Source organism: Pseudomonas sp. PDM02 (assembly GCF_014852285.1).
Lineage (GTDB): Bacteria > Pseudomonadota > Gammaproteobacteria > Pseudomonadales > Pseudomonadaceae > Aquipseudomonas > Aquipseudomonas migulae.
Map to the genome: position 1 here is coordinate 1 of NZ_JACVBL010000003.1, position 13620 is coordinate 13620.

Annotated in this window: 14 protein-coding genes and 1 tRNA gene; 10 read left to right on the forward strand and 5 right to left on the reverse strand. The window is 58.5% G+C overall.

Features of this window, described 5'->3' with window-relative positions; genetic code table 11:
- The first annotated feature begins 184 nt into the window (after positions 1-184).
- Positions 185-589, forward strand: a complete 405-nt coding sequence (locus IB245_RS06365; protein WP_192227014.1) for a hypothetical protein — start codon at positions 185-187, stop codon at positions 587-589.
- A gap of 107 nt (positions 590-696) precedes the next feature.
- Here the strand turns inward: IB245_RS06365 and IB245_RS06370 are convergent, their stop codons facing one another.
- From IB245_RS06370 to IB245_RS06380, 3 genes are all read right to left on the reverse strand, one after another.
- Positions 697-978, reverse strand: a complete 282-nt coding sequence (locus tag IB245_RS06370; RefSeq protein WP_008029538.1) for a peptidylprolyl isomerase — start codon at positions 976-978, stop codon at positions 697-699.
- An 83-nt stretch (positions 979-1061) separates the two neighbouring features.
- Positions 1062-1943, reverse strand: a complete 882-nt coding sequence (locus tag IB245_RS06375; RefSeq protein ID WP_008029541.1) for an esterase/lipase family protein — start codon at positions 1941-1943, stop codon at positions 1062-1064.
- Positions 1944-2169: 226 nt separating this feature from the next.
- Positions 2170-3243, reverse strand: a complete 1074-nt coding sequence (locus IB245_RS06380; protein WP_192227015.1) for a 3-deoxy-7-phosphoheptulonate synthase — start codon at positions 3241-3243, stop codon at positions 2170-2172.
- A gap of 626 nt (positions 3244-3869) precedes the next feature.
- Between IB245_RS06380 and IB245_RS06385 the strand changes: the two genes are divergently transcribed.
- The 6 genes from IB245_RS06385 (at position 3870) to IB245_RS06410 (ending at position 8398) form a co-directional block, all read left to right on the forward strand.
- Positions 3870-4628, forward strand: a complete 759-nt coding sequence (locus IB245_RS06385; RefSeq protein ID WP_192227016.1) for a carbon-nitrogen hydrolase family protein — start codon at positions 3870-3872, stop codon at positions 4626-4628.
- Positions 4628-5071, forward strand: a complete 444-nt coding sequence (locus IB245_RS06390) for a GNAT family N-acetyltransferase (protein ID WP_192227017.1) — start codon at positions 4628-4630, stop codon at positions 5069-5071. Before IB245_RS06385 ends, IB245_RS06390 begins: the two co-directional genes overlap by 1 nt.
- 126 nt (positions 5072-5197) lie before the next feature.
- Positions 5198-5839, forward strand: coding sequence for a UvrY/SirA/GacA family response regulator transcription factor (gene uvrY, locus IB245_RS06395; protein ID WP_008015884.1), 642 nt, complete (start codon positions 5198-5200; stop codon positions 5837-5839).
- A gap of 2 nt (positions 5840-5841) precedes the next feature.
- The gene (gene uvrC, locus IB245_RS06400; RefSeq protein WP_192227018.1) at positions 5842-7665 is read left to right on the forward strand and encodes an excinuclease ABC subunit UvrC; all 1824 of its coding nucleotides are present in this window, start codon (positions 5842-5844) and stop codon (positions 7663-7665) included.
- Between the two features lie 32 nt (positions 7666-7697).
- Positions 7698-8255 carry a CDP-diacylglycerol--glycerol-3-phosphate 3-phosphatidyltransferase gene (pgsA, locus tag IB245_RS06405; RefSeq protein ID WP_008029556.1) on the forward strand — a complete coding sequence of 186 codons (558 nt, stop codon included), beginning with the start codon at positions 7698-7700 and terminating at the stop codon, positions 8253-8255.
- Positions 8256-8322: 67 nt separating this feature from the next.
- Positions 8323-8398 (forward strand) — tRNA-Gly (locus tag IB245_RS06410).
- Positions 8399-8532: 134 nt separating this feature from the next.
- Here IB245_RS06410 and IB245_RS06415 read toward each other — a convergent pair.
- Entirely contained in the window at positions 8533-9471 is a 939-nt protein-coding gene (locus tag IB245_RS06415; RefSeq protein ID WP_008037096.1) for a LysR family transcriptional regulator, read from the reverse strand.
- 138 nt (positions 9472-9609) lie between these two features.
- Between IB245_RS06415 and IB245_RS06420 the strand changes: the two genes are divergently transcribed.
- From IB245_RS06420 to IB245_RS06430, 3 genes are all read left to right on the forward strand, one after another.
- On the forward strand, positions 9610-10923 hold the full coding sequence (locus IB245_RS06420; RefSeq protein WP_008037095.1) for an MFS transporter: 1314 nt from the start codon (positions 9610-9612) through the stop codon (positions 10921-10923).
- A 62-nt stretch (positions 10924-10985) separates the two neighbouring features.
- Entirely contained in the window at positions 10986-11735 is a 750-nt protein-coding gene (locus IB245_RS06425; RefSeq protein WP_192227019.1) for a creatininase family protein, read from the forward strand.
- Between the two features lie 79 nt (positions 11736-11814).
- Positions 11815-12279, forward strand: coding sequence for a RidA family protein (locus IB245_RS06430; RefSeq protein ID WP_192227020.1), 465 nt, complete (start codon positions 11815-11817; stop codon positions 12277-12279).
- Positions 12280-12344: 65 nt separating this feature from the next.
- On the opposite strand, the gene IB245_RS06435 is transcribed toward IB245_RS06430, so the two are convergent.
- Complete coding sequence (locus IB245_RS06435; protein WP_192227021.1) at positions 12345-13601, reverse strand: OprD family porin; 1257 nt, start codon at positions 13599-13601, stop codon at positions 12345-12347.
- Positions 13602-13620: the final 19 nt, after the last annotated feature.

A 13620-nucleotide genomic window follows, 5' to 3' on the forward strand; every position in this document is an offset into this window, starting at 1 on the left:
GAGCACAAGGTCGGCAGCCTCGCGCTTGAATTCAGGAGTAAAGGAGCGGCGTTGTTTGGTCATCTGACACCTCGATCTGGCGAGCATTCTCGCCTAAATGGGTGTCCGGTTTCATTAGACCACTACAATTACTTTCGAGGTTGTCGAAGGGAAAACATGTTTCCACTATAAGGCAATCGATGGCGTGGGCCGCAAGGAACTCCTGTTCAAGGAGTTGACCAATCTGATCGTGGGCAAGCGATATTGTTTTACGGCGAGCGTTTATGCTCCTGGATCGCCGCGCCAGGGGGAAGTGGTGCTTAGTTTAGAAGAGGGCAAGCGGTATGCGGACCGGTGGAACCTGGCCTATCAGTTTCAGTCAGGATTTTATCCAATTGGAGGTGGGATTACGGCAACGTCTCCTGAGGTACGGCTAAGTATATTTCGCGAAGGTCGAGGTTCGCCGGAATGTCGCGAACTCTCTATTACCGACATTGCTGTTTATGAGTTTGATGAAGGACGGTCGTGGGATCCGGATTGGGATAAGGAGTGGCCCAGGGACGAATTGCCCCCTGCCAAGGAAACAGAGGGTGAACTCTCTGATGTCTGATGCTAAAAAAATGCGCAGTTACTAAAACGCCGCTTGTCTGTGGAGACAAGCGGCGTTTTAGTAACTGCTTCGCACTGGAAAGCTCAGTGCCGGTACTGACGAATCAATCAGTCCTGACGGCTGGTCACTTCGAGCAAGTGGTAGCCGAACTGGGTCTTGACCGGGCCTTGCACGACGTTGATCGGTGCGCTGAAGACCACGGTGTCGAATTCCTTGACCATCTGGCCCGGACCGAACGAACCCAGGTCACCGCCCTGACGGCTGGACGGGCAAGTGGAGTTGGCTTTGGCAACTTCGGCGAAATCGGCGCCAGCCTCGATTTGGGCTTTGAGTTCGTTGCACTTGTCTTCGCTGGCAACCAGGATGTGACGGGCAGTGGCTTTAGCCATGGAAAAATACTCCTTCTAATGTTCAGTAAAGTGCTCAGCCTACCGGATTCAGTAGGCTATTTCTCCTCAAAGTTCCGCCCGGCTCACAGACCCGCCTTGCGCAGACGTTCGGCGTGTTGCACGTACAGGTCAATCGGGTCGATGTCTTTGCGAACCCGGCCGACTGTCTGGCTGATGCTGTCCAGGTGGTCCAGCGGATAGTCGGAGCGGATCACCTTGCCCAGATGAGAACTGAAGCGGCCGACCATGCCGTCGTTTTGCTCGGCCTCGATGGTGAAGTACCTGGCAAAAGCACGGGAGCACCCATTCAGTGGGTCAAGTGCGTTGAGCCCTTCATCGAGGAGGTTGCCCTGCAGGGTTCCGCTCCAGGAATAGTAGCGAACGCCGTTGACCCGCTCGCTGCCTTTGCCGCCCCAGGTCTTCGGCAGCCCTTGAGGGTATTTCTCGTTAAACGCGCTGACGCCTTCGGTGGTCAAGGCATTGAGCGCCGCGATCGCGTTTTGCGGCAGGTGGCGGTCGCCACTCAACAAGGACAGGAAGTCAGCGAACAACGTGGCCACCGTATCGGCGACTTGTTCCGGCAGCTGTCCAGGCGTCAGCGCCTTGCGCAGGAAATCCGCCAGTTCCGAGCCATGGTTGGGCCCGCTGACCGAGGTCACCGACGCAACGATTTGCGGCGCTATCGCTGCGGCATAGCGGGCGGCCAGAGCTCCCTGGCTGTGCCCGATCAGGTTGACCTTGTCTGCACCGGTGCCTTCCAGCACCCGTTCGATCTGTGCCAGAAGCTGGTCACCGCGTGCTTCATTGGTATGGGTAGCCGACAGGTGCGGGATGAACACCCTGGCGCCGGCGCTCCTGAGGGTTTGCTTGATGTCATGGAACAGTTCGAAAGGGCCGATCCGATCGAAACCAAACAGGCCGTGGACCAACAGGATGGGGTGGAGGGTGCTTGCATTCCGTTGCATGTTCATACCTTTTCGCGGGAGTTCGTGAGTGTGTCCGGGGCCCACTCTAAAGCACCCGGACGTTTGCGCGATGTATGAAGAAGCCGCTGTGAATGGGTGAAAACGGAATAGGGAATGTACGAATATTCGAATCAGCAGGAGGCTCTTTTCGGAATGTCCGGACGTCCTTTAATCGGAGGTAGCGCAGAGTTCTGCAATGACCTACCTCCGGAATGTCATTTGCCTGTCAACCGCGTGCGGTTCTCAGCTGTTCCGCCGCTGAACGCAACAACGTTTCGGTCCCCTCCCAGCCAAGGCAGCCATCCGTCACCGATACACCGTACTGAAGCGACGGACTCAGCGGCTGGCAACCCTCGAACAGGTGACTCTCAATCATCATCCCGATCAGAGAGCGATCACCTTGCAGACGCTGCTCAAGCACATCGTTGAATACCGCTGGTTGACGTAGCGGGTCTTTGCCGCTGTTGGCGTGGCTGCAATCGACCATGATCCGGGCCGGGATCTTCAGTTTGGTCAGGTCGCTGTTCACCTGGGCGACGCTGTTGCGGTCGTAGTTCGGGCCGCGATGACCGCCGCGCAATACCAGGTGAGTGTCAGGATTGCCGGGCGTCTGGATGATCGCGGGGTGCCCCTGACTGTCGACACCGAAATGCCGATGCGGATGAGCGGCCGAGCGCATGGCGTCACTGGCAACACCGACGCCACCATCGGTGCCGTTCTTGAAGCCGACCGGCATGTTCAGGCCGCTGGCCATTTCCCGGTGGATCTGCGATTCAGTGGTGCGGGCGCCAATGGCGACCCAGCTAAGCAGGTCGTCGAAGTATCCGGCGGCCATCGGTTGCAGCAGTTCGGTGGCAATCGGCAGGCCGAGTCGAAGCATTTCGCGCATCAGCTCCCGTGACAGGGTCAGGCCACCGGCCATGTCGTCGCTGCCGTCCAGGTGCGGATCGTAGGCCAGGCCTTTCCAGCCGACGGTGGTACGGGGTTTTTCGACGTAGGCGCGCATCACCAGCAGCATTTCATCGCTGACGTCGGCGGCGAGGCGGGCGAGGTGACTGGCGTATTCGAGGGCGGATTGCGGATCGTGAATCGAGCAAGGACCGACGATGACCAGCAAACGGGAGTCTTCACCGTTGAGAATCGCGCGGACCGCATCGCGGTGGGCGGCGACTTGCCGGGTCAGGGCGTTGCTGAGCGGCAGTTGCTGTTTGAGTTGCAGTGAGCTCGGCAGGCGCAGGGTCAGCGCTTCATTGGCAGGGCTCAGGGTGGACAGCGGCAAAGCAGAGACGGACGAGTTCATGTTCAGGCTTCCTGGGCGGGCGGCGGGTTCGTTCCCGCACGCTCGGCCCTACTGGGGTGTTCGACAATTGGCCGGATTGGCTGCGTGTGTGTGCTTGCCACCTGTGGGTGACCGATCGGAGGCGGCAGGCTGTCCCGAGCGGAGGCTGCTAAATCGCCAGGCGGTAAAACTGTCGTGACGGTAATAAGTGGCGTAGTTCATGTCGTGAATCCTCAAAATGTCTGGTTGTTGCTAAAAAGTGTGGGGGCTGAAAAAACAAAACCCCCGGTCGGGAGGCCGACCGGGGGTTGAGAATTCTCTGGTGGCGACCCGTTTAAAGTGGGCGCCATGTGGGTATCAGGCGCGCCAGTGGCTAAACCAATACCCAAAATAAAAGCTGACCGGAGCGCAAACGACATTCACCCGGGCAGCCGCAACCGAGCGCGGGGCGCTGGCGGAACGAAGCTGTGAGAGGGCGTTGAACATGGTCTGTCTCCGATGGATGCGCCGAGCTTACTAGAGGCCGGTACACGGATTCAATCAGAAATTGCTATTGGTTACTGGCGGCGTTTTCTATCGCTTGAGTGCGCCGAAGGTTGTGACACACTCGCCGTTTAAACAAAAACACAACGTCACAAGGACGAACCATGACGACGCTGACCATCGCCGCCGCTCAATCGATCTCCATCGCTGGAGATCCGGCCGCCAATATTGCGTGGCATCAACGCTTCATGCAGGTGGCGGCGGAGCAGGGCGTGCAGTTGCTGGTGTTTCCGGAACTGTCACTGACCGGGTACGAGCGCGGGCTGGCGGTTGAGCTGGCCATTGAGCCGGAGGATGCGGTGCTGCAACCGTTGCGCGATTTTGCGCAGGAAGTCGGCGTAACGACCGTAGTCGGGATGCCTATTCGTCTGTCGGAGCATTCGCCGGTGTTGATTGGAGCGCTGGTACTGGGCGCCGATGGTTCACTCGGGGTCTACAGCAAGCAGCATCTGCATCCCGGCGAGGAAGTAGCGTTTGCGCCGGGCACTGGCGGCTCGCCCCTGACCATCGGCGGCGACACGATAGCCTTGGCTGTGTGCGCCGATTTTTCCCACGCCAGTCATGCGGCCGCAGCGGCGCAACAGGGCGCCGACCTGTATGCCGCAGGCGTGCTGATCACCGAAAATGGTTACGCCCCCGATACTGCGTTGTTGCAAGGCTATGCCGTCAGGCATTCGATGGCGGTGCTGATGGCCAACCATGGCGGTGCGACGGGGGGCTGGGAGTCGGCGGGGCGCAGCGCCATCTGGGCGTCGGACGGTTCACTGATTGCTGCCGCACCTGGCACTGGCAATCTACTGGTCGTTGCTCGTCGCAATGCCGACGGCTGGACCGGACAAACAATCGCCGTCGCGGAGGCCTGATGGGATTCGAATTACGTCCTGCGACATCGCAAGACCTCGACTTTGCTCGTGAACTAACCTGTAAAACCATGCTCCGCTATTACATTCAGCACGATCTGCTGTGGCAGGACGAGGCTTTTGATGTGGCCTGGGCGGGGCGGGAAAACTGGCTGATCGTCCGTGATGATGTACGGCTGGGTTATGTAAGCCTGAGTCGGGATGCAAGGGCCTTGTATATCCGTGAGTTACACGTGCTCGAAGTGTTCCGGGGGCAGGGCGCCGGTTCCTGGGCGATCGATCAGGTATTGGCAATGGCGTGCAAGGAACGACGCCCGGCATTGCGCCTGACGGTTTTTGAAAATAATCCGGCGAAAGCGTTATACGAGCGAAAGGGCCTGGCAGTGGTCGGTGAAGACGAGTGTTTCCTGAGAATGCAGCGCGATGTCGATGCCTCGTATCGCTGAAACACGCATGAGACAAGCCTTTCAAGATGTATTGAAACTTTTTATATGACGCTTGCCGCTAGGTCTGCCAGTTGCTTTTTGCTAAGGTGTCGGCAACTCAATAAGACCATATCGCGAGGTGTCTGCTTGATTAGGGTGCTAGTAGTCGATGACCATGATCTCGTTCGTACAGGCATTACACGAATGCTGGCTGACATCGATGGCCTGCAAGTAGTCGGCCAGGCTGAGTCCGGGGAAGAATCCCTGCTCAAGGCGCGTGAGTTGAAACCCGATGTGGTGCTGATGGACGTCAAGATGCCGGGTATCGGCGGTCTTGAAGCCACGCGCAAACTGTTGCGCAGTCATCCGGATATCAAGGTCGTCGCGGTCACCGTGTGCGAGGAAGATCCGTTTCCTACACGTTTGTTGCAGGCCGGGGCCGCGGGCTACCTGACCAAGGGCGCCGGGTTGCCGGAAATGGTCCAGGCCATCCGCCTGGTGTTTGCCGGGCAACGCTACATCAGCCCGCAGATTGCCCAGCAACTGGCGATCAAATCCTTTCAGCCGACCAACGATTCGCCCTTCGACGCACTGTCGGAGCGGGAAATCCAGATCGCGCTGATGATTGTCGGCTGCCAGAAGGTCCAGATCATTTCCGACAAACTGTGCCTGTCGCCCAAAACCGTGAACACCTACCGTTACCGAATTTTCGAAAAGCTTTCGATCAGCAGCGATGTCGAATTGACGCTGTTGGCAGTTCGTCACGGCATGGTTGATGCCAGCCTCTGAAAATGACTGACACCTTCGATTCGAGTGCTTTCCTGTCGACGGTCAGCGGACGCCCCGGCGTCTATCGCATGTTCGACAGCGAGGCGCGCCTGCTTTACGTCGGCAAGGCCAAGAATCTCAAGAATCGTCTGTCGAGTTACTTCCGCAAGTCCGGCCTCGCGCCCAAGACCGCTGCGCTGGTGGCGCGTATCGCCCAGGTCGAAACGACGATCACGGCCAACGAAACCGAAGCCTTGCTGCTTGAGCAGACGCTGATCAAGGAATGGCGTCCGCCCTACAACATTCTGCTGCGCGACGACAAATCCTACCCGTACGTGTTTCTTTCCGACGGTCAGTTCCCGCGCCTGAGCATTCATCGTGGGGCGAAAAAGGCCAAGGGCAAATATTTCGGCCCTTATCCCAGCGCCGGGGCGATTCGCGAAAGCCTGAGCCTGCTGCAAAAAACCTTTTTCGTTCGCCAGTGCGAAGACAGCTACTACAAGAACCGCACCCGCCCATGCCTGCAATACCAGATCAAACGCTGCAAGGCGCCGTGCGTGGGGCTGGTGGAGCCCGAGGTTTACGCCGAGGACGTTCGTCACTCGGTGATGTTCCTCGAAGGGCGCAGCAATGCGCTGACCGATGAATTGTCCGCCGGCATGGAAGAGGCGGCGATCAACCTCGAATTCGAACGTGCCGCCGAACTGCGCGACCAGATCTCGTTGCTGCGCCGGGTCCAGGATCAACAGAGCATGGAAGGCGGGACCGGTGACGTCGACGTCATCGCCGCGTTCGTCAATCCGGGCGGTGCCTGTGTCCATTTGATCAGCGTGCGCGGCGGTCGGGTGCTGGGGAGCAAGAATTTCTTTCCGCAGGTGGGCATTGAGGAAGACGTTTCCGAAGTCATGGCCGCGTTTCTCGGTCAGTACTTCGTCAGCAGCCCCGAGCGCGACTTGCCGAGCGAGCTGATCGTCAACGTGGTTCACGAAGACTTCCCGACCCTGATCGCGGCCATCGAAGAGCTGCGCGGTCGTGAACTGAGCATCAGTCACAGGGTTCGTGGCACGCGGGCACGCTGGCAGCAATTGGCCGTGACCAATGCCGAGCAGGCTCTGGGCGCACGCCTGGCCAACCGCCAACACGTTGCGGCACGTTTCGATGCCCTGGCCGACGTGCTGAAACTGGATGAACCACCGCAGCGCCTCGAGTGCTACGACATCAGTCACTCCAGCGGCGAAGCTACCGTGGCGTCCTGCGTGGTGTTCGGCCCTGAAGGCCCTATCAAGTCCGACTACCGTCGCTACAACATTGAAGGCGTCACGCCCGGCGATGACTACGCCGCAATGCACCAGGCCCTGACCCGGCGCTTCAGCAAACTGAAGGACGGGGAGGGCAAGTTGCCGGACATTCTGCTGGTGGACGGCGGCAAGGGCCAGCTGTCCATGGCGCGCGATGTGCTCAATGAACTGGCGGTGCCCGACCTGATTCTGCTGGGCGTGGCCAAGGGGGCGACGCGCAAGGCCGGTTTCGAAACCTTGTACCTCAATGACGCCGCCCACGAATTTACCTTGCGTGGCGATTCTCCGGCACTGCATTTGATCCAGCAGATCCGCGATGAAGCCCACCGATTTGCAATTACCGGACACCGTGCCCGTCGTGGCAAAACGCGCCGTACGTCTACGCTTGAGGGTGTAGCCGGGGTGGGTCCGACCCGTCGGCGCGATTTGTTGAAACATTTTGGTGGATTGCAGGAGCTGTCTCGTGCCAGCATCGAAGAGATCGCCAAAGCACCCGGGATCAGTAAAAAGCTCGCAGAGTTGATTTATGCAAATCTGCACAGCGAGTAGAATGCCCCCTCACCTCGTAGCCAGTTGTGCCGATGAATATCCCTAATCTGATTACCGTTCTACGCGTCCTGCTTATCCCGATCTTCATTTTACTGTTCTACCTGCCTTACCAATGGAGCTACCTGGCGTCCGCTTCGGTCTTCGCGTTTGCCGCTGCCACAGACTGGCTGGACGGATACCTGGCTCGTCGTCTGGAGCAAAGTACGCCGTTCGGGGCGTTCCTCGATCCGGTGGCCGACAAGCTGATGGTCGCCGTGGCGCTGGTGCTGCTGGTGCAGGAACACGGTAATTTGTGGCTCACGCTGCCGGCTGCCGTGATCATCGGTCGCGAGATCGTGGTATCGGCACTGCGCGAGTGGATGGCCGAGCTCGGCGCTCGCGCTCACGTCGCCGTGTCGAACCTGGGCAAATGGAAAACCGCTGCGCAGATGCTGGCGCTGGTGATCCTGCTGGCCAATCCGTCGGACTTCACGTTCTGGGTCCTGGTGGGTTACGCCTTGCTGATGATCTCTGCGGGCCTGACATTGTGGTCCATGGTTCAATACCTGCGGGCTGCCTGGCCGCATCTGAAGACCGATGTGGAAAAATAAATAAAACTTTTTTGAATCAAGGGGTTGACGGAGCTTCTGGATTCTATAGAATGCGCACCACCAAGACGCGGGAATAGCTCAGTTGGTAGAGCACGACCTTGCCAAGGTCGGGGTCGCGAGTTCGAGTCTCGTTTCCCGCTCCAAATACAAAAAAGCGCCACTCAATGAGTGGCGCTTTTTTTTGTGCGTTTTTTTTGGTTGGCATTAGAAAAAGAGGCATCAGCCTCTTTTTTCATTCCAGCGATTTCATTGCGCCGATCAGCAAACAGCGCTGAGATCACCGAGAAGCCAATCTGATTCCGTCACCCGACCCAAACATCGGCAAGCGCTGCAACATCCAGTTCAGCAGCTCCTGAGCCGGCGCGGCCAGCGGTCGGCCGGACTTCACCAGCAGTTTCGCCTCCACGCCCAGAAACAGCGGATGGTCGATCAGTACCGCCGCGAGGCTGCCTTGTTCGATTTCCCGATAGGCAGCGAATTCGCCGAGCAACGAGGTGAAATCCCCGGAGGCCACCAGGCGCTTGAGTGCGGCGAGGGAGTTGCTGACCAGTGCAGGGCGGATTTCGATTTTCTCGGCGTACTCAAGCATCTTGATCGCATGCCCGATACCGAAGGTGGGGGGCGTCAGCACCAGTCGGCAGGTAAGTATGTCCTCGACGGTTGCCGTTCCCCCTCGCACTGCCAACGGATGATCAGGGCGAACCAGCAGCATCACTGGCTGCGATGACGTCGCGCGGTAATCGATTTGCGAATGCGGCGGCGGATTGTAGGCAAGGCCAATGTGCGCACGGTTTTCGGCGACTTCGTTCAGCACGTCGTCGACGGGAAGGATGTCCAGCCTGACATCGAGCTTGGGGTACTGTTTGCAGAAGGGGGCGAGCACGTTGTCGACCAAGGCATCGACATAGCCCTCACTGATGACGACTCGCACCTGGCCCTGTTGCAGGCCCTTGATCGCTTGAAGCTGGTCTTCGAGCTTCTCCTGGTGTGATCGATAACCGCGCCAGAACTCCAGCAAATGCGCCGCCGCCTCGGTGGGCTGCACGCCGCGTGCCTGGCGCTCGAACAGTTTTGCGCCCAGTTCCTCTTCCAGCAGCTTGATCTGGCGCGTGATAACGGAGGGCGACGTATTGATGCTGTCCGCCGCGCCACGAATCGAGCCGTGGACCAGAACTTCATGAAAATACCGCAGCCGTTGTTGGTTGATCTCGCGCATCCCGGGCCCTCCCGCCAGAAAGTTTGTGTTGCCTGTAGGGCAACGATACACGAACTTAGTTGCTCTTGCTGGGCCTGCGGTGCCGGTGCAACATTCTTTGGCACGAACGCAGACCAACAAGAATAATTGGAGACTCGCATGTCAACCTTACTGACACCGGCAAGCAGTGATGCCGTTTCTGCCCTTTACCGCAAGCTCAATTGGCGGCTGTTGCCACTCCTGTTCATTTGCTACGTCTTTGCGTATCTGGACCGGATCAACGTCGGCTTCGCCAAGCTGCAGATGCAAAATGATCTCGGACTGTCCGATGCGGCCTACGGAGCGGGCGCCGGTATTTTCTTTCTGGGGTACGTGCTGTTTGAGTTGCCGAGCAACCTGATGTTGCCGAAGGTGGGGGCGCGAAAAACCTTCAGCCGCATTTTGGTGTGTTGGGGCATCACATCGGCCTGCATGCTCTTTGTGCGCAACGTGCCGATGTTTTATGCGATGCGTTTTCTGCTGGGTGTATTCGAAGCCGGTTTTGCTCCCGGCATGATCTATTACCTGTCTTGCTGGTACGGCCCGAAGCGCATGGCGCGGGCCATTGCGATCGTGTTTATTGCCGGCCCCATCGGCGGCATTATCGGCGGTCCGCTGTCTGCCTGGCTGATCACCACGTTCGAAGGCGTTGGTGGCCTGGCCGGCTGGCAATGGATGTTTTTGATTGAAGGTCTGCCTTGCGTGTTCCTTGGCATCCTGACCTATTTTGTTCTCTCCAATCGGCCCTCGGAGGCTCGATGGCTGAGTGTTGAAGAAAGGACACTGCTGGAGAGTGAACTCGGTACATCGTCGGGGCGAGCCCATTCGTTCCGGGCGGTGTTGCGCGACCCGAAAATCTACATTCTCGCGTCAGCCTATTTCTGCATCATCTTCTCGATCTACGCCATGAGTTTCTGGCTGCCGGCAATCCTCAAGGCCCAGGGCGTCAACGACACCATGCAGCTGGGTTGGTATGCCGCAATTCCCTATGTCGCGGCGGCATGCGGCATGTACTGGATTGGGCGTCGGTCCGACCGGGTCGGCGAACGACGCTACCACTGCGCAGTCCCTGCAGGCATTGGCGCAATCCTGTTGCTCATGTATCCCTTTGCCGACGGCAACCTGATGGCGTCGCTGGTTCTGCTGACCGTGGCGACCGCCATGATGTTCATGGCCTACACCGTGTTATGGGCGATGCCCTCCGAGCACATCAAGGGTGATGCGGCGGCGGGAGGCATCGCCTTGATCAACACCATCGGTCTTTCCGGCGGCTTCTGGGGGCCTGCGGTGATTGGCTGGGCAAAAACGGCAACCGGCAGCGCCAATCTCGGCATCGTCGTTGTGGGTTGCGTCTTCCTGTGTGCAGCGTTCGTGATCCTTGCCACCAAACGGCAACCGCGTGAGCGCCCGGTTTCTGAATTCAGCGCGGGTTGATCAACCGCCTCCCACTTGATCAATCGTGTTCCGAAAGGAACCCTTTTAAAGAGAGAACCCACATGCTTTTACACCTATCGACCTGGGCCGAGATCGGGCAATTCCTTGAACGCAGCCGCACCATCGTGATCCCGATCGGCTCCAATGAACAACACGGTCCGACCGGCCTTTTGGGGACCGACTGGATGTGCCCCGAAATCATTGCGTGCGAAGCGCAGAAGTCGGCAGACATCCTGATTGCGCCGACTTTCAACATCGGCATGGCCCAGCACCATCTTGGATTCCCCGGGACCATTTCACTTCGTCCTTCGACGTTCATTGCGGCCATTGGCGACTGGGTGCGTTCGTTGGCCGCCCACGGGTTTGAAAGAATCCTCTTCCTCAATGGCCACGGTGGCAACGTCGCATCGATTGAAGCGGCGTTCTCGGAGCTCTACGCCGAAGCAAGCTTCGCTCGACGCCCTGCGGGGTTCGCGCTGAAGTTGTGTAATTGGTGGGATCTGGAGGGAATCGGTGAGTTGGCGCGGGAGCAGTTTCCTGAGGGGCACGGCATTCATGCCACGCCGTCCGAGATTGCCGTGACCCAATGGGCCTACCCGGATTCCATCAAAACCGCCGGGTACTCGCCGCAGATCGCGCCGTGGGGGCCGATTCGCGAAGCGCTGGATTTCCGCGCACGCCATCCGGATGGCCGCATGGGCTCGGATCCGTCCCTGGCCACCCCGGACAAAGGCCGCGCTCTGGTGATGATGGCAGCGCAGAGCCTGGTGCAGGAAGTCGACGCCTTCAGCCGCGAATCGATACCCGGCTAAACAACCGGATCAACCGTTTTTCAACTTGCCCAGCGCCCGGAAGTTCCGGGCGTTGGCACGTTCTATTCGAGGAAAACCCATGATTGAACATGATGTTTATACCCGCCTGAAAGACCTCGGTATCGAGTTGCCCACCACCGGCGCTCCTGCAGCAGCCTATGTAATGAGTGCGCAGAGTGGCAATGTCGTTTACCTGTCCGGCCATATCGCGAAGCAAGACGGCAAAGTCTGGGCAGGAAAGCTGGGCGAAACGCTGACGACAGAGGAGGGCTATGTGGCCGCACGTTTGACCGCCATCGATCTGTTGGCGACGCTGCAGGCTCATCTTGGCGATCTGAATCGGGTCACGCGGATTGTCAAAGTGCTGAGCCTGGTGAATTCAACGTCCAGTTTCACCGAGCAGCATCTGGTCACGAACGGTGCCTCGGAGCTGCTGGCCGAGGTGTTTGGGGATAAGGGAAAGCACGCGCGCTCGGCATTCGGCGTGGCACAGATTCCGTTGGGCGCCTGTGTCGAAATCGAGATGACCGTGGAAGTCAGTTGAAGGCCGGGTAACAGTAAAACCAATGTGGGGGCGAAGTGATTCGCCCCCACACTTGTTTTTAGCAATCAGAACAGCGTCCACGTGTAGCTGATGATCAGTCGGTTCTCGTTGATATCCGTGCGGTAGTTGGAGCGCGCCACCGCATTGCGCACTCGCACGCCGAGGCCTTTCAAGGGGGCTGCCTGGAAGGTGTAACTGAGGTCGAGGTCACGCTCCCGATCTTTGCCTTCATAGCCCATCCCCGTCTTCACATTGTCGCCGGTGACATAACGTGTGCTGGCTAGCAGGCCAGGCACACCGAGGGCCGCGAAGTCATAGTCATAGCGCAGTTGAAAGGAGCGCTCATGGGTGGAGACGAACTCGTAGGTCGGCAGTTCGTTGCCAAGGGCACTGACATTGAGAAACACGCGAGGAAAGGGGCTGTCGCCGTACATGCCCTGGTAACCGGCATAGAACGTATGACCACCGAGCTTGGCCGATAACAGCGAGAAGAAGGACTGGTTGTCGACCTTGCCCACCAGTTTGCGACCTTCTTCCTGAGCGTCATAGTAACCAAGATTGGCGCCCAGCACCCAACTGCCCACCGGCACACTGTGTTTCAAACCGAAGAAGTTTTGCTCGTAGATATCTTCCAGTCGGGAATGCCAGGCACTCACGGTGGTGCGGTTACTGTTGAACGCGTAATCGCCGCCCACGTAGTTGAAGGCATCACTCGACACTTGCCGTTGCGGCTTGTTGCCCAGCAACGCCTGGAGTTTGCTCTCGCCGGCTTCATTGCGCAGGGTCGTGGAGGTCAAATGACCGGCTTGCAGCGTCAGGCCGGGGATTTCACTGCTGGTAATGCTCGCGCCCTGATAGGCCGGAGGCAGCAAACGGATGTCGCTGAAGACCAGTGTCGGCAGGTTGGGTTGCAGTTCACCGACCTTCAGCTCGGTTTTGGAAACGCGCATCTTCGCCGCCAACCCGAGACGACCATAATTGTCCGCGGCATGGCCATCGTCCTTGACCGGCAATAACCCCGAGTTGACCCGGTCCGGGCTGCTGTCGAGCTTGATGCCGAATTTGCCGATGGCATCCAGGCCGAATCCTACCGGCCCGGGTGTGTAGCCGGATTTGAAGTTGAGGATGAACCCTTGGGCCCATTCCTGAGCCATCGATTTTTCCGAGCCTCGGATATCGGAGAAGTCTCTGCTGAAAAAATAGTTTCGTGTTTGCAGGGTAGCGGTGGACTGTTCGACGAATCCGCTGTCGGCGGCTTGGGCAAGGTTGGCGCCAGCCCCGGTAAACAGCAGTACACACAGTTTGCCTTTGTCTCTGGTCATAATTTAACTCTTGTTTTTA

What these genes read in the sequence shown, in the direction of transcription:
- IB245_RS06370 (WP_008029538.1), bottom strand. Translation starts at nt 978, where the DNA reads ATGGCTAAAGCCACTGCCCGTCACATCCTGGTTGCCAGCGAAGACAAG.
- IB245_RS06375 (WP_008029541.1), bottom strand. Translation starts at nt 1,943, where the DNA reads ATGCAACGGAATGCAAGCACCCTCCACCCCATCCTGTTGGTCCACGGC.
- IB245_RS06380 (WP_192227015.1), bottom strand. Translation starts at nt 3,243, where the DNA reads ATGAACTCGTCCGTCTCTGCTTTGCCGCTGTCCACCCTGAGCCCTGCC.
- IB245_RS06385 (WP_192227016.1), top strand. Translation starts at nt 3,870, where the DNA reads ATGACGACGCTGACCATCGCCGCCGCTCAATCGATCTCCATCGCTGGA.
- IB245_RS06390 (WP_192227017.1), top strand. Translation starts at nt 4,628, where the DNA reads ATGGGATTCGAATTACGTCCTGCGACATCGCAAGACCTCGACTTTGCT.
- uvrC (WP_192227018.1), top strand. Translation starts at nt 5,842, where the DNA reads ATGACTGACACCTTCGATTCGAGTGCTTTCCTGTCGACGGTCAGCGGA.
- pgsA (WP_008029556.1), top strand. Translation starts at nt 7,698, where the DNA reads ATGAATATCCCTAATCTGATTACCGTTCTACGCGTCCTGCTTATCCCG.
- IB245_RS06415 (WP_008037096.1), bottom strand. Translation starts at nt 9,471, where the DNA reads ATGCGCGAGATCAACCAACAACGGCTGCGGTATTTTCATGAAGTTCTG.
- IB245_RS06420 (WP_008037095.1), top strand. Translation starts at nt 9,610, where the DNA reads ATGTCAACCTTACTGACACCGGCAAGCAGTGATGCCGTTTCTGCCCTT.
- IB245_RS06425 (WP_192227019.1), top strand. Translation starts at nt 10,986, where the DNA reads ATGCTTTTACACCTATCGACCTGGGCCGAGATCGGGCAATTCCTTGAA.
- IB245_RS06430 (WP_192227020.1), top strand. Translation starts at nt 11,815, where the DNA reads ATGATTGAACATGATGTTTATACCCGCCTGAAAGACCTCGGTATCGAG.
- IB245_RS06435 (WP_192227021.1), bottom strand. Translation starts at nt 13,601, where the DNA reads ATGACCAGAGACAAAGGCAAACTGTGTGTACTGCTGTTTACCGGGGCT.